We start from the raw sequence: 16497 nt of genomic DNA on the forward strand, positions 1-16497 counted from the left end.
GCACCTTACGTTGCGTCAAAATCGCCACATTTATCGGTTTGGACAGCTGCGAGATTCGGCGGAAGGGCATTTTCTTTCACAGCGAACTGTGACTTCATGCCGGTCAAATGCAACCGCGCTCAAGCGCGTCAAAGGATCTATCCCGAGTGTTCGTATCGTTCTTTCCACGGCCGAAGGTGTTCTTCGCTTCGGCGCTCGTCTGGGCAGCACTGGCCATGCTGCTGTGGTACTTCGGAGGAGAAGGCATGGGCGGCATGTTCGGCATGCCGCCGGCCGCGGCAGATGCGCCGCCCGTCATCGGCGTCTCCGCGTTCTGGTCGGCTCCGTTCCTGTGGTTCTATGTCTACTTCGCCGTAACCGTGTTTTTGTTCTACGGCTTCTGGAGCTGGTTCTCGCCGCACCCCTGGCAGCGCTGGTCGATCCTCGGCACGGCGCTCATCCTGTTCATCACCTACTTCCAGGTGCAGGTCAGCGTCGCGATCAACAATTGGTACGGGCCGTTCTGGGATCTGATCCAGAACATCATTTCCGGTCAGGTGAAGGCCGAGGCTAGTGATGTCTACTGGGAGGTTGCGACCTTCATGGGCATTGCGGGCGTGGCGGTCGTCGTCAGTGCGCTCACTGTATTCCTCGTCAGCCACTATGTCTTCCGCTGGCGTACGGCGATGAACAATTTCTATGTCGCGAACTGGCCGAAGTTGCGTCACATCGAAGGCGCCGCGCAGCGTGTCCAGGAAGACTCGATGCGGTTTTCGACGATCATGGAGAGCCTGGGCGGCAACCTGATCGACTCGGTCATGACGCTCATCGCCTTTACGCCGCTCTTGATCCGCCTCTCGACGCACATCACGGAACTGCCGATTGTCGGGGCCGTGCCGCACCCGCTGGTTCTGGCAGCCATCGCCTGGGCGATTTTCGGAACGGTGCTGCTCGCCGCAGTTGGCGTGAAGCTTCCGGGGCTTCAGTTCCGCAATCAGCGCGTCGAAGCCGCCTACCGCAAGGAACTGGTCTATGGTGAAGACCACATAGAACGTGCGCAGCCGATAGCCTTGGCTGAGCTGTTCGACAACGTGCGGAGAAACTATTTCCGCATGTACTTCCACTATGTGTACTTCAACGTCTTCCGCTATCTCTACCTTCAGGTAAACAATGTATTCTCTCTAATCCTGATCGTGCCGTCGCTTGTTGCCCGTACGATCACGCTGGGCCTGCTGAACCAGATCAGCAACGCCTTTTCGCAGGTGACATCGTCGTTCCAGTATCTGGTCAATTCCTGGCCGACGATCATCGAGCTGCTTTCTATCTACAAGCGTCTCAGGGCCTTCGAGGCGACGCTGGAAGGCGAACCGCTGCCGGGCATCGACCAGCGCTATGTCGAAGGGCGCGTTGCCGCCACGGACCACTTTTGAGGTAGCAAGATGTCGGCGGCTCAGCCGCCGACATCGCCCGTCTTCGTGCCGTCGATCCCATGATGGTCGGCGAGATAGTCGGCGTAGCTCACGCATTTCACGTCGGCCTTCACGCAGACCTCGCCGGCGAAGCGTTCAAGAGCCCGCCAATAGGCGCCGCCGTTCATCAGCGTGAAATGGAAGCCCATTTCCAGTGGCACGCGCTTGCCGTTGTACTCGCGTTCGAAGGCAGAGCGGAACGCCTCATAAGCACGGTTCTCGAAGGCGGCATCGGTGTCCTTGCGCTCGATACCGCCCGAATGGCGCACGAACAGATTGTAGTCCATCGCGATGATCGGCCGGCTGCTTGGCCCCTCGGGGATCTGCGGCAGCGCGAAACGCATGATGCCGCCGACCATCTGCGGCTCGGCCGGTCCGCGCGAGACGCCGCTGGCGTCGTAGGCGAACTTTGCCTCCGAGAGGGCCGCGTAAAGCGCCTTGCCGTCCGAAAGATAGGGGACGCGAAAGCCCGAGACGCCGGTCTCGGCAAACTTCTTCCACCCCTCCGGTTCGCCCTCGATGCCGTTGATCTTGTACGCGTCGCGCAGGATGCGGGAGAAGGAGGCGAATTCGTTCAGCCAATCGGCCTTGCTCCAGTCCTTGCCGTCGAAATGGCCGCACGCGTGGCTGGCGATGTCGTGGCCTTCGGCGCGCGCCAGCCAGATCTGAGCCAGGCGTTGGCGCACTTCGTCCTTCGACTGCGCGAAGCCGACATTGGAGCGGCCGGACGACTTGCCGGGCGCCTGGTATTGGTTGCGGGTGTCGCGGCTGAGCAGGAAAACGCAGGACAGGAAATAGGTGAAGTGCGCGCCGGTGCGGGCGGCCAGGGTGCGACTGCGCTGCCACTGCGCCAGCTCATGGGCGCCGTCGAAAGAGATGATGACATATTGCGGCCGCCTCGGGAGAGATTCGTCCGCGAGCGCCGGCAGGACAAGCGAAAGGGAGACGCAAGTAAGCGTACAAGCACGAAAAACTACTGACATTGCTCCGGTTCTGAATGAAAATGACGGCAGGCTGGGGTATGGTTCAAATGTGGCGCGGTTGCGGGTGAGCATGGTGCCGGACCGGTTAATGAACAGATCTTTGCCGACGACTTGAACCGGCAATCCGCGATTTTCCGCCTCGCCCCCTTCCATGCGGGCGAAATATCGCTACAACGCTGCGCAGAAGAGCCCGGATTGGGCAAACATGGTTTGATCGAATGTCGGACGACAGTTTCATCCGCGAAGTCAACGAGGAGATGCGCCAGGACCGGGCGCGCCTCCTGTGGGAACGTTTTGGCCCCGTCGCGCTGGTGCTTGCGATATTGGTGGTGCTCGGCACCGCCGCTTTCGTTGCCTACGAATACTGGGCCGAACGCCAGGCCAGCCGCTCTGGCGACGCTTACCTGCAGGCGCTCACGCTGGCCAATTCCGGGAATAGCGACGAGGCACTCGCGGAACTGAAGACGTTGGAGGCAGACGGCTACGGTGCCTATCCGGTGCTGGCGCGCATGCGCGCGGCGACGGTGCTGGCCGACAAGGGCGATTTCGACGGCGCCGTAAAGGCCTTCGATGAGGTTGGTGCCGACAGTGCCATTCCTGGCGTGCTTCGCGACATGGCGCGGCTGCGCGCCGCCTACATCCTGGTCGACCACGGCTCCTATGCTGATGTGTCGAAGCGGGTCGAGGACCTCACCGCCGACACCAACCCGCTGCGGAACTCCGCACGTGAAGCGCTCGGCCTCGCGGCCTGGAAGGACGGCAAGGCGGAAGATGCGCTGAAGCTGTTCGACCAGATCTCGTCCGACGACGGCGCCCCGCGCAACGCGCGCGAACGCGCCACCCTCATGTCCGAACTGATCCGCGGTTCGGGCGCTGCGTCGTGACGCTGCGACATGACCTTCAAAGTAGCCATCATAGGCCGACCTAACGTCGGCAAATCGACGCTTTTCAATCGCCTTGTCGGCAAGAAGCTTGCGCTGGTCGATGACACGCCGGGCGTCACGCGCGACCGCCGCATCCATGCGGCCAAGCTTTACGACCTAAATTTCGAGGTGATCGACACCGCCGGTTTCGAAACGGCCGCTGCCGCCACGCTGCAGGGCCGTATGCGGGCGCAGACCGAGCTCGCCATACACGAAGCCGATCTCGTCCTGTTCGTGGTCGATTCGAAGTCCGGCCTGATGCCGGACGACAAGGCCTTCGCCGACGTCGTTCGCCGTTCGGGCAAGCCCGTCGTTCTTGTCGCCAACAAGGCCGAGGCGCGTGGCGCCCAGGGCGGCATGCTGGAAGCCTGGGAAGTCGGTCTCGGTGAGCCGATCCCGATCTCGGCCGAACACGGGCAGGGCATGCCCGACCTTCGCGAGGCGATCATCGAGGCGATTGGCGCGGACCGCGCCTTCGGCGAGGACGAGGAAGAGTCCGAGGATCATCCGCTGACGGAAGTTCTCGTCGGCGAGGACATCGCCGATCCGGACGTCGAACCCGCCTATGACGACACCAAGCCGATGCGCATCGCCGTCGTCGGCCGGCCCAATGCCGGCAAGTCGACGATGATCAACGCGCTGATCGACGAGGAGCGGCTGCTGACCGGGCCTGAGGCCGGCATCACCCGCGATTCGATCTCGGTCGACTGGACTTGGCGCGGACGCCTCATTCGCCTGTTCGATACCGCCGGCATGCGGCGCAAGGCCAAGGTTCAGGAAAAGCTCGAGAAGCTGTCCGTGGCCGACGGCCTGCGCGCCGTTCGCTTCGCCGAAATCGTCATCGTCGTCTTCGACGCCACCATCCCGTTCGAGAAACAGGACCTGCAGATCGCCGACCTCATCATCCGCGAGGGGCGGGGGCTGGTGCTGGCCCTCAACAAGTGGGACCTGATCGAGAACCCGCAGGAGACGCTGGCCGACCTGCGCGAGAAGACCGCCCGGCTGCTGCCGCAGGTGCGCGGCCTGCTGGCGGTTCCCGTCTCGGCCGAGACCGGGCGCGGCCTCGACAAGCTGATGGACGCGGTGCTGAAGACGCACCAGGTCTGGAACCGCCGCGTTTCCACCGGGCGTCTCAATCGCTGGCTGGAACGCATCCTGGCGCATCATCCACCGCCCGCGGTCGCCGGCCGCCGCCTCAAGATCAAGTACATCACCCAGGCCAAGACGCGGCCGCCGGGCTTTGTCCTGTCCTGCACCCGGCCTGAGGCCATGCCGCAATCCTATGTGCGGTACCTGGTCAACAACCTGCGGGATTACTTCGACATGCCGGGCGTGCCGATCCGCATGGTGCTGCGCGCGCCTGAAAATCCGTTCGCCGGTCGGGCCAGAAAGCGCAGCTGATTTCGCTGCTGCGCCTCATCCCCTGGGTGAGGCGGGCGGCAACGGTGGCCTGCCGAGCAGCTTTAGCAATTCCGCCAGGAATGGAGCCTGGCCGGGAAGAATGGCCTTCCGGGCCTCCTGGATCGTGAACCATCCGGCACGGTCCACTTCGGGAAATGATTGCGTGCGGCCGCTGCGCGGAGGCCATTCCATCTCGAAGCTGTTGGTTTGAAGCGCGTCGGTGTCGAAATCGCCTTCCATGGCGAAGGCGGTGACGAGCTTGCCGCCTGGCTGGCGCAGCGTCCCAAGAGGCTGCAACTTGGCTGCTGCTTCGGCGCCTGTCTCTTCCCGGAACTCCCGCCTGGCCGCGCTTTCCGCTGCTTCAGCCTCGTCATATTCCCCTTTGGGTATGCTCCAGGCGCCGCTATCCCTGTTTCTCCAGAACGGCCCACCAGGATGCACGAGCAGGACCTCCGTGCCGCGGTCGGTCTGCTTGAACATCAGAATGCCGGCGCTTCTTTTCGGCATCGATCGATTCCGCTTGTAGCATGTTGGTCTTGCGCCCCGCCTCGGGAGCAGAGGCTCAATGTCTCCGATTAAGTACGCATTAACCATGCCTTCCTATGGTTAACGGGTGTTTTTCGGAGAGGGTTCAGAGCATGGCCCTTGGCGCATCCCGGGCTGGCCGTGCTCTGCTTTCTGTCTCCGTAGGTTGCTGTTGCGTTCCGGAGAGTTTCTGTGCATCGACGTTCATCGACGCCGCAACTGGCCGTTGCCAGACCGCAAAGGCGCTCATTTCTTCCCCCGCTGGTGATCGGACTTGGTATCTGGATCGGCTTTCCGACCACGGTAGCCTATCAGGACATGGCCAGCCTGATTTCCGGCGCCGAGGCTTCGGGCGCACGCTGGAACTCCTTCGTCCAGAATGCTGTTGCCGGCTCCACGCATGCGGTCGAGATGCCCTTTGCAGATGGCGACATCATCACCGGATCGATTTCGGGGGCCGGCGTGACGGCGCCCGGTATCGGCGCGGTGGCGTTTCGGGGCAAGGGCGCGGCAGGCAACGACGTTCCGGACGAGGAGCGCATCAACCGGCGTGACAAGAAAGGGCGCATCGTCAATGTGACGCCGGCCGCGCCGCCCAAGGCCTTCACAGCCGGCTCTATCCTGCGCCGCACCAGCTCGCTCATGCAGCCTACCTTCGACGGCAATCTGAAGATGGCCTTCGTCAATCCACAGATCAAAGGCAAGGAAGTCAAGATCGCCACGGCATTCCACGCCACGGAGGACAAGAAGAAGAAGGCTCCCGGCGTGCCGACCATGCTGGCCAGCCTCGTCAACAACAACACGCCGGACATCCTGGCGACCGCCTATGCGCCGCCGGCGCCGGACTACGCCAAGACCTCGCCCTTCGAGAGCCTGCTCAAGGACACGGACCCATCGGCCGGTCGATTCATCCCGCCGCTTGCGGAGGGCGATCACGACTGGATGCGCAACCCGCTGCCGGCCAGCGTCTTTTCCAAGCCCGAGCAGAAGTGCCTGGCGACCGCCATCTATTTCGAGGCGCAGGGCGAAAGCCTGAAGGGCCAGGCTGCGGTGGCGCAGGTCATCCTCAACCGCGTTCGCAATCCGGCCTATCCGGACACGATCTGCGGCGTCGTCTACCAGAACGACGACTGGCTCAATCGCTGCCAGTTCTCTTTCGCATGCGATGGCCGCAAGAAGGTCGTGACCAGCCGCGAGCACTACAAGATCGCCGAGGACATCGCGATGGCGGTCACCGCCGGCAAGATCTTCATCCCGGAAGTCGCTTCCTCCACGCACTACTACGCCGCCTATGTAAGCCCTGGCTGGGCCCGCACGATGGAGAAGATGAAGAGAATCGGGCTGCACATCTTCTACCGGACCTATGGGGGCGGCTGGATCTGACCTTTTCGGCAGCCTGCCGCACCTTCCTTGAAGAGCGACCTGCGGCCCGGTTTTGGCCCGGATTCGGGTGTAACGGCGCACCTGCAGTGCCGGGCAGGATGTCGCACTTTGCCAAGCATATGATTTCATTTGCTAAAATACATCGGGAGAGCGCCCACTCCGTGGCTTGACGCAGATAGGCTCCCTAACTATGTTGCCGGCGACTTTGAAGCGGATGGACGGCGACGTTCTGTCCAGGCAAGGAGGTTGCGATGGCCAACAAGAGAAGGCCAGACGAAACCGGAAAAGCCGGGCCTGGGGAGCAGCATGAGCCTGACCTCCGCGACGACGACCTCGAGCGCCGCCGGCGCGAGCTTGACGCGAAAATCGCGGCCAGGCTGCACAGCGGAAGTGACGGGGAGCGGGGCGCCAAGTCAGGCGGAGCGACCGGATACGGTCAGGCGGTAAAGCTGTCCAGCGAGTTCATCGCGGGCGTGGCTGTCGGTGCCGGACTGGGTTGGACGATTGATCGCCTGGCTGGAACGTCGCCATGGGGCTTGATTGTTTTTCTGCTCCTTGGCTTCGGTGCCGGCGTTCTCAATGTCATGCGTTCTGCGGGCGTCGTTGCCCAGCCGGGTCCGAAAGCGCCTGACAAGCGTTCCGAGGGTTCGGAAGACTGAATCAACTGTGCTTGCGGGCACAATTTTTACTAAGGGGGCCGCGTGTCCAACGATCCGATCCATCAGTTTCACATCACGAAGTTGATTCCGATCGAAATCGGCGGATACGACTTCTCCTTCACCAATTCGTCGGCCTTCATGGTCGCCACGATCGCGGTCGCCGGCGCCTTCCTGTTTCTGACGACGTCGAGCCGCGGCTTGATCCCGAGCCGGCTTCAGTCCATTTCGGAAATGTCCTACGAGTTCGTGGCCTCCATGTTGCGAGACGCGGCGGGATCGCACGGGATGAAATTCTTCCCGTTCGTCTTCTCGCTGTTCATGTTCGTGCTGGTGGCCAACCTGCTCGGCCTGTTCCCGTATTTCTTCACCGTCACCAGCCAGATCATCGTCACCTTCGCGCTGGCGCTGTTGGTGATCGGCACCGTGATCGTCTATGGTTTCATGAAGAACGGTATCGGCTTCCTGAAGCTGTTCGTGCCGAGTGGCGTGCCCGGCATTCTCGTGCCGCTGGTCGTGCTCATCGAAATCATTTCGTTCCTTTCGCGTCCGATCAGCCTCTCCGTCCGTCTTTTCGCGAACATGCTGGCCGGTCACATCACGCTTAAGGTTTTTGCGGGCTTCGTTGCCTCGCTGAGCGCTCTCGGTGCGGTTGGTGTCGCCGGCTCGATCCTGCCGCTCGCCATGACGGTTGCGATCACCGCCCTCGAGTTCCTGGTGGCCTTCCTGCAGGCCTACGTCTTTGCGGTTCTGACCTGCATGTACCTCAACGACGCCCTGCATCCGGGCCACTAATACAAGTCGCCGGCGGGCCTCCTCCCGCCAAGTGAAAGCATTGAACTGAATTTCGATCCACAAGGAGTTGGACATGGAAGTAGCAGCAGCAAAGGCAATCGGTGCGGGCATCGCCTGCCTCGGCATGGGCGGTGCAGGCATCGGCCTCGGCACCATCTTCGGTAACTACCTGGCGGGCGCGCTGCGCAATCCGTCGGCTGCCGATGGTCAGTTCGGCCGCCTGATTTTCGGCTTCGCCGTTACCGAAGCTCTCGGCATCTTCTCGCTCCTCGTCGCCCTCCTGCTCCTCTTCACGTAAGAATTGCTGGACCGAGCGATATCTCCGGCCGCGCTGTTGCGGCCGGATAGGCTGAACAGGGGAAGCAAATGTTCGTGACACCGGCATTCGCGCAGGAGCAGGCTCCGGCGACGAATGAAACCCAATCGTTGGAGCATGCGGAGAGCGAGGCGAAGTTCCCGCCGTTCGATCCGTCATTCTATCCGTCACAGATTCTGTGGCTCGCGATCACGTTTGGCCTGTTCTACATCTTCCTGAAGAGGGTGGTTCTGCCGCGTGTCGGTGGTATCCTCGAAGTCCGTCGCGATCGTATCGCGCAGGATCTCGACCAGGCCGCTCTCATGAAGAGTGAAGCGGACGCCGCGGTTGTCGCCTACGAGCAGGAGCTTGCCGAAGCCAAGGCCAGGGCCAATACGATCGGTCAGCAGGCCCGTGACGGTGCCAAGGCCGATGCCGAGGCGGAGCGCAAGAAGGTCGAAGCCGGACTCGAGCAGAAGCTCGCCGAGGCTGAGGGCCGCATCGCCGCCATCAAGGCCGCCGCGATGAAGGAAGTCGGCACGATCGCGGAAGACACCACTGCCGCAATCGTCCAGGAACTGGTCGGCGGTAAGGCCGACAAGGCTGCCGTTGCTGCCGCCGTCAAGGCCGCGCAGGAGTAGGAGCAGGCCATGGATGCTACATTCTGGGCCACCGTTGCCCTCATCATCTTCGTCGCCGTCGTCCTCTATATGAAGGTGCCGGGGATGATCTCTAAGTCGCTCGATTCGCGTGCGGACCGCATTCGCAACGAGCTCGAGGAAGCCCGCAAGTTGCGCGAAGAAGCGCAGCAGCTTCTCGCCGAGTTCCAGCGCAAGCGCAAGGAAGCCGAGAAGGACGCCGCCGACATCGTCGAGGCTGCCAAGCACGAGGCCGAATTGCTGGTTACCGAAGCGAAGAAGAAGACCGAAGAGTACGTCACCCGCCGCGCCGCTCTCGCCGAGCAGAAGATCGGCCAGGCAGAGCGCGATGCGATCAACGAGGTGCGTTCGAGCGCGGTCGATCTCGCCGTCGAGGCAGCCCGCACGTTGCTTGCCGCCAAGGTGGACGCCAAGGCCGGTGCCGACCTCTTCAAGACTTCGCTGCAGGAAGTGAAGTCCAAGCTCAACTGAGCGGCATCGTCCGACAGTAGATTTTGAAGCCGCCGGCTAGCCGGCGGCTTTTTTCGTGCGCGGATTTTGTCCGCCTAAGGCGCGACCAGGTGACGGTTCTGGCTTCGGCATGTGAGCTTTGGCAAAGGCTGCCAAGGCAGCGGCGATCGAATGCAGTCAGCAGCGACGGGGGCCGGTTCGGCTCATCACCGTTGCGTCGCCAAGAAATTTGGCGACGGGGTACGAAATCCGGCTCAGAGAATCTGCTCTTCGTCTTCGGAGGGGGTGTTCTCGGCTGCCCCGTTCCGGAACGGGGCGAAGGAAATGCGGTGCCAGCGGGCGACCGCGCCATAGGTCGTGATCGCGGTGCGATGGCGGGCGGTGGCATAGCCCATGTGTATCTCGAAGCCGTAGCGCGCATCGACGTTGCCGCAGCCAGTCATCATGCGGTCACGCATGACCTTGGCGACGATCGAGGCGGCGGCGATGGACTGAGAGCGGCGATCGCCCTTGACCAGCGCCTCGCCCGGGCAGGGTAGGCCCGGCGGCACGTCGCGGCCGTCGGCCAGCGCCAGCTTCGGCGCCAGCGGCAGGCCGCATAGAGCCCGGCGCATCGCCTCCAGGCTCGCCTTGCGGATGTCGCTGCGGTCGATGCCTTCCGCACAGACCGAGGCCATGGAAACGCCGAGCGCGGTGGCGAGGATTTGCGAAAATATTTGCTCGCGCTGGGCGAGGGTGAGCCGCTTGGAATCGTCAAGGCCGTCGGGAATGCGCGCCGGATCGAGCACCACTGCCGCCGCTACCACCGGGCCGGCCAGCGGCCCACGCCCGGCTTCGTCCAGGCCGGCAACCGGCCATTGGCCGCGCGCGATCGCACGCTTCTCGAAGGAGAAATCGGGGTAGTCGACGATTTCGAAGAGGGGCGGAGAATCGGGACGCTGGCGAGCCATAGTGCGGCGATGCTCGCATCAGGCCCGATTCTCCGCAAGTCCTTCCGGGCCGTTCGGGGCGGAGGCCTGGAAGGTTGCCGTCGGCGGTAGGGAAAGGCCGGACGGGAACCGATGGCGCTGCCGGCCGTGGCGACGGCCGGCAAGTCATGTCGTCAAAGCAGCATCAGCTGCTCGTGCTGCTTCTCCGCGGCCACGAAAAGGTCGGCGCGAAGCTGGGTCTTTCGCAGGTTCAGCCCGAGCTTGCGCGCGGTGATCTCGAAGCGACGGCCGATCTGCCAGGCATAGGGGCCGGAGCCCTTCATGCGCTTGCCCCATTCCGCGTCGTAGTCCTTGCCGTCGCGCATCGAGCGGACGAGCGACATGACGTGACGGTAGCGATCCGGATAGTGGCGCAGCAGCCAGTCCTTGAAGATCGGGCTGACCTCCAGCGGCAGACGCAGGATGACGTAGCCCGCCTCGCGCGCACCGGCCGCATAGGCCGAATCGAGGATGCGCTCGATCTCGGAATCGGTCAGCCCGGGAATGATGGGAGCAACCATGACGCCGACCGGGATGCCGGCGTCGCTCAGCTGGCGGATCGCCTCCAGCCGGCGGGTAGGCGTGGCCGCGCGCGGCTCCATGGTACGGGCGATCATCCGGTCGAGCGTCGTTACCGACAGCGCCACCTTGGCCAGGCCTTGCTCGGCCATGCGCGACAGTATGTCGATGTCGCGCACCACCAGCGCCGACTTGGTGACGATGCCGACCGGATGCTTGCGCGCCTCCAGCACCTCGAGGATCTCGCGCATGATGCGCCATTGCTTCTCAATCGGCTGGTAGGGGTCGGTGTTGGTGCCGATGGCGATCGTGCGCGGCTGGTAGCCGTCCTTCGACAGTTCCCTGTCGAGCAGCTTCGCCGCATCGGGCTTGGCGAACAGTTTCGACTCGAAGTCGAGCCCGGGCGACATGCCCATATAGCTGTGGGTCGGCCGCGCGAAGCAGTAGACGCAGCCATGCTCGCAGCCGCGATAGGGATTGATCGATCGATCGAAGGAAATGTCGGGCGAACTGTTGCGCGTGATGATGGTGCGCGGCTTTTCCGTCTGCACCTCGGTCTTGAAGGGAGGAAGTTCCTCGATGGTGCTCCAGCCGTCGTCGAACACGTGGCGGGTCACCGGCTCGAAGCGGCCGGTCGGATTGATGCCGGCCGCGCGGCCGCGCCGCCGTTCACCATCGATCCTGATGCCGCTTTCCTCGATGACCGCGTTGGCCATCGCGGAACCGCCGTTCCTGAAAGCCGCAGCATCCGCGCGCGCGATCGGTTCCATTCCGCTCGTCTCCAGAGGTCGTCGGCGACTCGTGCCGTTCATGACCCTATTCGTATTCGGCGAATGAGAACAAAGCAAGAACTTTTTAGATTGTGAGGGTGCGCACTATGCGACCGGTTCTTCCTGCGTCGTTGCGGCAGCTTCGGCGGAGAGGCATGGTTCCCCGGAACCTCCGCACTTCGCTATCGCTCCTGCTCCGGCCCGAGGATGACGAGGGTGGGTGCGCCTGCGGCCAATCACGGACGGACCTTCGTCGCTCGCTCCCCTGCTACGCTCGTGCTCCGGCCCGAGGATGATGGGGATGGGGGCGCCCGCGACCAATTACGGGGGGAAGGCGTTAGTGCCGAGGCGTACAGGATGGCAATTTGGAGCGGTTTGGGATAGGCGATGGCGATGCTGAGCGTCCTGATAGAAACCAGGAACAATGAGGAAGCGTTGGCGCGGACGCTGTCGTCGCTGATCGGCGCGGCCGTGGCGGGGACGGTGCGCGAGGTGATTGTGTGCGATCTCGGATCGACCGATCATACCCACCAGGTCGCCGACCAGACCGGCTGTCATTTTCTCGCCGAAGGCGGCATCGCCGCCGGCATCGCGCAGGCCAAGAGCGACTGGCTGCTGTTGATCGAGCCAGGCGCGCGGCTGGTCGACGGATGGGCCGAGGCGGTCGAGCATCACATGGAAATGATGGCCATGCCGGGGCGCTTCGTCCGCTCCCGGGACGACAAGACACCGTTTTTCACGCGCCTGTTCGCCCGCCAGCGGGCCTTGGCGGAGGGACTGCTGATCCGTAAGGCACAGGCGTTTCCTCTCTCGCGCCGCGCAACCAATGCCGAGGCGCTGGCGCACGGGCTGGCGGCGAAACGGCTGTCGGCCGAAATCCACGTGGCCGCGCCGGGCTGAAGGGGCCTCAGGGCGTTTCGCGATCAAAGGGAGGCGGGCCTGCTGACCGCTGGTATTCGCGGCGCTGGGCGGCTTGGCCGATGTGTCGGATCAGGCCGACTTGCCGCCGCGCTTCAGGTGCTCGTCCAGGCGGGGCATGATCTCCACGAAATTGCACGGCATGTGGCGGTAGTCGAGCTGGGGCATGAGGATCCCGTCCCAGGCGTCCTTGCAGGCGCCGGGCGAACCCGGCAGCACGAAGACGAAGGTGGCGTTGACCACGCCGCCGGTGGCGCGCGACTGCACGGTTGAGGTGCCGATCTTGTCGTAGGAGATGCGGTGGAACAGCTCCGAGAAGCCGTCCATGCGCTTTTCGAAGATCGGCTCCAGCGCCTCCGGCGTCACGTCGCGGCCGGTGAAGCCGGTGCCGCCGGTGGTGATGACCACGTCGATGTTCTTGTCCCGCGACCAGTTCAGCACCCGCTCGCGGATCTCTTCCTTGTCGTCACGGACGATGTCGCGCGCGGCCAGCACATGGTCGGCCAGCGCGATGCGATCGGCTAGCGTCTGCCCCGACTTGTCGTCGGCCAGCGTGCGGCTGTCTGAAACCGTGAGCACGGCGATGCGGACCGGGATGAAGGGGCGCGTCTCGTCGGACATTTTTTCTTACCTCATGCTTGTGGTCGCCGCGACGAACCAGCCGGGATAGCTGGCGCGGATCGCCTCGGCCGCGCGGGCGGCATCGGCGTCGGTTTCGAACAGGCCGAAACAGGTCGCGCCCGAGCCGGACATGCGGGCAAAGGGCGCGCCTGTGCCGCCAAGCGCATCAAGCGCGTCGCCAATGGCCGGCGCAAGGGTCTTGGCGGGGTTTTCCAGGTCGTTGCGCGTAGCGCGCAGCCATTCCAGCACCGATGCGGGGTCGAGGCGACCGGGAAGGGGCGGCAGGGGCGGGTTCTCGCGGCTTGCCAGCGCACGGAAGACATCGGGCGTGGAGACGCCGACGCCGGGATTGACCAGCACCAGCGGCAGCGGTGGAAGGTCGGCCACAGGCTCCAGAACCTCGCCAATGCCGCGCGCCAGCAACGGCCGGGCAGCCAGGCACATGGGCACGTCGGCGCCGAGCTTCAGGCCGAGCGCGGCAAGGTCGGCCTCGATGCCCCAGTGGTGGGCCAGCGCGCGCAGGGCGGCCGCCGCATCGCTGGAGCCGCCGCCGATGCCGGAGGCGACGGGAAGGTTCTTTTCGAGGGAGATCGCCACCGGCGCGGCCGAGGCGGGAGAAAATGCGCGCAGCGCATCGCGGGCGCGGATGGCGAGGTTGCCGGCATCCAGCGGGACCTGTGCGGCGAACGGGCCGGTGACGGAGAAAGCGTCCTCCGTGGCCGGGCTCACAATCAGGCAGTCGCCGAATTCGGTGAAGACGGCAAGGCTTTCGAGCAGATGATAGCCGTCGGCCCGCCGGCCGGTGACATGGAGCGCCAGATTGATCTTCGCCGGCGCATGTTCGGCGGGAGCGGGAGCATGCACGGCGTTTCGGTCAGTCCTTGGCCAGGCGGTATTCGCCGGTCTTGGGGTCCTTGACCAGCGTGCCCATGGTGCCGGTGGCGGCCTGCCGCTCGGCGCGGCGGATTTTCGCCGTCACGCGTTCGGCTTCCCGGACGAAGTGGCGATAGCCCCAATAGGCGACCAGGCCGACGAGCGCGAAGAAGATTAGCTGTGGCATTGTTCCTGTTCTCCCCTTGTCCATGGGGCTGCCGAGCGCCGCTCAAGCGGGCTTTTTGTCATCATAGGCATCTTGTCGGGCTTTTCAAAGGCCAAAGCGCGCCCAGAGCGAGCGCTCCTCGGCCGCCTCCAGCAGGCCGCCAGCGGCGGCCGCGGCGATGTCGGGTGCTGAAAAGCCCTGTCGCGTGCCGAAGACGCCGAGCCGGCGGCCGAACAGGCCGCGCGGCGGGGTGATCAGGCGCAGGCGGGTCTTTTCGCCGAAACGCTGCTTCAGCACCGAGCGCATGTCGCCGAGGCTGTCGACTAGGCCGAGCTCGAGGCCGCGCTTGCCGCTCCAGAACAGGCCGGTGAAGAGGTCGGGATCGTCCTTCAGTCTTGCGCCGCGCCGTTCCTTGACGAGGTCGATGAAGGTGCCGTGGACCTCGAGCTGCAGCGCCTTCAGGCGCTCGACGTCCTCCTTCTTCTCCGGCTTGAAGGGGTCGAGCACAGCCTTGTTCTCGCCGGCGGTGTAGACGCGGCGCTCGATGCCGATCTTCTTCAGCAGCTCGGGGAAGCCGAAGGAGGCCGAGACCACGCCGATCGAGCCGACGATGGAGGAGGGGTCGGCGATAATCTCGTCTCCGGCCACCGCGATCATGTAGCCGCCGGAGGCCGCCACGTCCTCGACGAAGACCAGCACCTGCTTGTTCTTCTCGGCGGCGAGGTCGCGGATGCGCTTGTAGATCAGGCGCGACTGCACCGGTGACCCGCCGGGGGAGTTGATGGAGATCGCCACCGCCGGCGCGTCGGCGAAGGTAAAGGCCTTCTCGATGACGCTTGCCGTGGAGGCCAACGACAGGGTCGGCCGGAATTGGGGGCCGCCCGACATGATCGCGCCGTGGAGCCTGATGACCGGGATCGTCGTCACCTGCGAGCGCATGGATTTCGGCAGAAGGCGGTCGAGCAGTCGTCTCACAGAATGGATCTCCGGTGGAATTGCTTCGCATGTAGGCATTCGCGTCCGGACCGCAATGCCGCCCGGAAAAAGTCAGTCGCCGAAAAGCGATGCTCGCCCGTTGCTGACCGCATCGGCGCGAGGCGAGAGCTTGTGGCCATGCTCATGAAGGACCAGCGGCGGGCAAAGCGCAAGCGCCCCGCGCGCGGCGCGGCGGGCGCGCAGCACGATGCGGATGGCCGCGGCCTCGGCGCGCGGGTGGATGGGCATGATCTCGGCCGAGCCGAAGCGACCGGCAAGCGCGGCCAGGATCTGCGGCAGCGACTGCGGCCGGGCGATCAGCGCCAGCCCGCCGCGCGGGCGCACCACTGCCGCGGCGCTGCGCAGCCAGCGCTCGAACAGCCCGTCCTCCATCACATGCGCCTGGCGGCGCAGATCGTCGGGCGTGGCCCGGTCGCGCGACGTGTTGAAGGGCGGGTTCATGATGACGAAATCGCAGGAATTGTCGGCGAGCCCGGCAGCGGCGCGCGCCTTGCCGGCAAGCGTCACATCGGCCTCGAGTAGTGAGACGCGGGAGGCAAGATGCGCGTTGCCTTCGTGAGCGAGCGTCTGGCGGGCGCAATCGGCCATCTCGGGCGACTGCTCGACGAGCGTGACCGTCGCTTCCGGACAGCGCGAGGCGGCCGCCAGCCCAGCCGCGCCCGCGCCAGCGCCGAAGTCGGCCAGATGGCCGCGAAAGTCGGACGGCACGGCGGCCGCCAGCATCAGCGCGTCCATGCCGGCGCGGTGCCCGGCGTCGCGCGGCTGCACCAGCCAGAAATTGCCGCGATGGAAGGCGTCGACGGTGAAGACGGCGCGCTCGCGCACGGCCGTCGTCATGGACGGTCCCGGCGCATTTCCTTGGCGAAGCCGGCGTCGGTCAGCAGGCGTCGGGCCTCCTTCTCATCGGCGTCCGCCACGAGGATGCGGCGCGGCAGCACGCCGATCGAGCCGTCCAGCACGCTCATGTTCTGGTCGGCGACGAGGCAGTGGATGCCGGCATCGCGCAGCAGCGATTCGATGAAGGAGATGACGACGGCATCGTTGGTGCGGATGAGCTCGATCATGCGCGTAAGACTCGCAGTTTGTGGGGGCGATGTAAACGGTTGCCGGGAGCATACGCCGCTGCTTCGTTCAGCGCTTCCTGAAAA

Annotated in this window: 20 protein-coding genes; 10 read left to right on the plus strand and 10 right to left on the minus strand. The window is 64.4% G+C overall.

Going from position 1 to position 16497, the window contains the following annotated elements:
* Window positions 1-146 precede the first annotated feature (146 nt).
* Window positions 147-1409, plus strand: coding sequence for a peptide antibiotic transporter SbmA (gene sbmA, locus ABLE85_RS01945; protein ID WP_348790992.1), 1263 nt, complete (start codon window positions 147-149; stop codon window positions 1407-1409).
* A 20-nt stretch (window positions 1410-1429) separates the two neighbouring features.
* Here sbmA and ABLE85_RS01950 read toward each other — a convergent pair whose 3' ends face one another.
* The gene (locus tag ABLE85_RS01950) at window positions 1430-2431 is read right to left on the minus strand and encodes a polysaccharide deacetylase (protein WP_348790993.1); all 1002 of its coding nucleotides are present in this window, start codon (window positions 2429-2431) and stop codon (window positions 1430-1432) included.
* A 218-nt stretch (window positions 2432-2649) separates the two neighbouring features.
* Between ABLE85_RS01950 and ABLE85_RS01955 the strand changes: the two genes are divergently transcribed.
* Both ABLE85_RS01955 and der read left to right on the plus strand, forming a co-directional pair.
* The gene (locus ABLE85_RS01955) at window positions 2650-3315 is read left to right on the plus strand and encodes a tetratricopeptide repeat protein (RefSeq protein WP_348790994.1); all 666 of its coding nucleotides are present in this window, start codon (window positions 2650-2652) and stop codon (window positions 3313-3315) included.
* A gap of 9 nt (window positions 3316-3324) precedes the next feature.
* Window positions 3325-4755, plus strand: a complete 1431-nt coding sequence (gene der, locus ABLE85_RS01960) for a ribosome biogenesis GTPase Der (protein WP_348790995.1) — start codon at window positions 3325-3327, stop codon at window positions 4753-4755.
* Window positions 4756-4770: 15 nt separating this feature from the next.
* On the opposite strand, the gene ABLE85_RS01965 is transcribed toward der, so the two are convergent.
* Window positions 4771-5262: an NUDIX domain-containing protein gene (locus ABLE85_RS01965; protein WP_348790996.1), complete on the minus strand. Its 492-nt coding sequence runs from the start codon at window positions 5260-5262 to the stop codon at window positions 4771-4773.
* Between the two features lie 210 nt (window positions 5263-5472).
* Between ABLE85_RS01965 and ABLE85_RS01970 the strand changes: the two genes are divergently transcribed.
* The 6 genes from ABLE85_RS01970 (at window position 5473) to ABLE85_RS01995 (ending at window position 9539) form a co-directional block, all read left to right on the plus strand.
* The gene (locus ABLE85_RS01970; RefSeq protein ID WP_348790997.1) at window positions 5473-6663 is read left to right on the plus strand and encodes a cell wall hydrolase; all 1191 of its coding nucleotides are present in this window, start codon (window positions 5473-5475) and stop codon (window positions 6661-6663) included.
* A 251-nt stretch (window positions 6664-6914) separates the two neighbouring features.
* Entirely contained in the window at window positions 6915-7322 is a 408-nt protein-coding gene (locus ABLE85_RS01975) for an AtpZ/AtpI family protein (RefSeq protein WP_348790998.1), read from the plus strand.
* Window positions 7323-7364: 42 nt separating this feature from the next.
* Window positions 7365-8114, plus strand: coding sequence for a F0F1 ATP synthase subunit A (locus ABLE85_RS01980; RefSeq protein WP_348790999.1), 750 nt, complete (start codon window positions 7365-7367; stop codon window positions 8112-8114).
* A 73-nt stretch (window positions 8115-8187) separates the two neighbouring features.
* On the plus strand, window positions 8188-8412 hold the full coding sequence (locus ABLE85_RS01985; protein ID WP_106723915.1) for a F0F1 ATP synthase subunit C: 225 nt from the start codon (window positions 8188-8190) through the stop codon (window positions 8410-8412).
* A gap of 68 nt (window positions 8413-8480) precedes the next feature.
* Window positions 8481-9050, plus strand: a complete 570-nt coding sequence (locus ABLE85_RS01990; protein ID WP_348791000.1) for a F0F1 ATP synthase subunit B — start codon at window positions 8481-8483, stop codon at window positions 9048-9050.
* 9 nt (window positions 9051-9059) lie between these two features.
* Window positions 9060-9539: a F0F1 ATP synthase subunit B gene (locus tag ABLE85_RS01995; protein WP_348791001.1), complete on the plus strand. Its 480-nt coding sequence runs from the start codon at window positions 9060-9062 to the stop codon at window positions 9537-9539.
* 233 nt (window positions 9540-9772) lie between these two features.
* Here ABLE85_RS01995 and ABLE85_RS02000 read toward each other — a convergent pair whose 3' ends face one another.
* Window positions 9773-10468 carry a ribonuclease HII gene (locus tag ABLE85_RS02000; RefSeq protein WP_348791002.1) on the minus strand — a complete coding sequence of 232 codons (696 nt, stop codon included), beginning with the start codon at window positions 10466-10468 and terminating at the stop codon, window positions 9773-9775.
* Window positions 10469-10620: 152 nt separating this feature from the next.
* Complete coding sequence (locus ABLE85_RS02005; RefSeq protein WP_348791003.1) at window positions 10621-11775, minus strand: PA0069 family radical SAM protein; 1155 nt, start codon at window positions 11773-11775, stop codon at window positions 10621-10623.
* A gap of 393 nt (window positions 11776-12168) precedes the next feature.
* Between ABLE85_RS02005 and ABLE85_RS02010 the strand changes: the two genes are divergently transcribed.
* Window positions 12169-12675 (plus strand): glycosyltransferase, encoded by a 507-nt coding sequence (locus ABLE85_RS02010; protein WP_348791441.1) that lies wholly within the window; start codon window positions 12169-12171, stop codon window positions 12673-12675.
* Between the two features lie 90 nt (window positions 12676-12765).
* Here the strand turns inward: ABLE85_RS02010 and moaB are convergent, their stop codons facing one another.
* The 6 genes from moaB to ABLE85_RS02040 all read right to left on the minus strand — a co-directional run bounded on the left by moaB (window position 12766) and on the right by ABLE85_RS02040 (window position 16413).
* Window positions 12766-13314 (minus strand): molybdenum cofactor biosynthesis protein B, encoded by a 549-nt coding sequence (gene moaB / locus ABLE85_RS02015; RefSeq protein ID WP_348791004.1) that lies wholly within the window; start codon window positions 13312-13314, stop codon window positions 12766-12768.
* Between the two features lie 6 nt (window positions 13315-13320).
* Window positions 13321-14178, minus strand: coding sequence for a 4-(cytidine 5'-diphospho)-2-C-methyl-D-erythritol kinase (locus ABLE85_RS02020; protein WP_348791005.1), 858 nt, complete (start codon window positions 14176-14178; stop codon window positions 13321-13323).
* Between the two features lie 10 nt (window positions 14179-14188).
* Window positions 14189-14374, minus strand: a complete 186-nt coding sequence (locus ABLE85_RS02025; protein WP_348791006.1) for a hypothetical protein — start codon at window positions 14372-14374, stop codon at window positions 14189-14191.
* Between the two features lie 84 nt (window positions 14375-14458).
* Window positions 14459-15328 carry a S49 family peptidase gene (locus tag ABLE85_RS02030; protein ID WP_348791007.1) on the minus strand — a complete coding sequence of 290 codons (870 nt, stop codon included), beginning with the start codon at window positions 15326-15328 and terminating at the stop codon, window positions 14459-14461.
* 72 nt (window positions 15329-15400) lie between these two features.
* Complete coding sequence (locus ABLE85_RS02035; protein ID WP_348791008.1) at window positions 15401-16186, minus strand: methyltransferase; 786 nt, start codon at window positions 16184-16186, stop codon at window positions 15401-15403.
* Window positions 16183-16413: a DUF2007 domain-containing protein gene (locus ABLE85_RS02040; protein WP_348791009.1), complete on the minus strand. Its 231-nt coding sequence runs from the start codon at window positions 16411-16413 to the stop codon at window positions 16183-16185. The genes ABLE85_RS02035 and ABLE85_RS02040 overlap by 4 nt, the downstream gene beginning before the upstream one ends.
* Window positions 16414-16497 lie beyond the last annotated feature (84 nt).

The sequence above is a fragment of the Mesorhizobium sp. KR1-2 genome (assembly GCF_040045035.1).
Lineage (GTDB): Bacteria > Pseudomonadota > Alphaproteobacteria > Rhizobiales > Rhizobiaceae > Pseudaminobacter.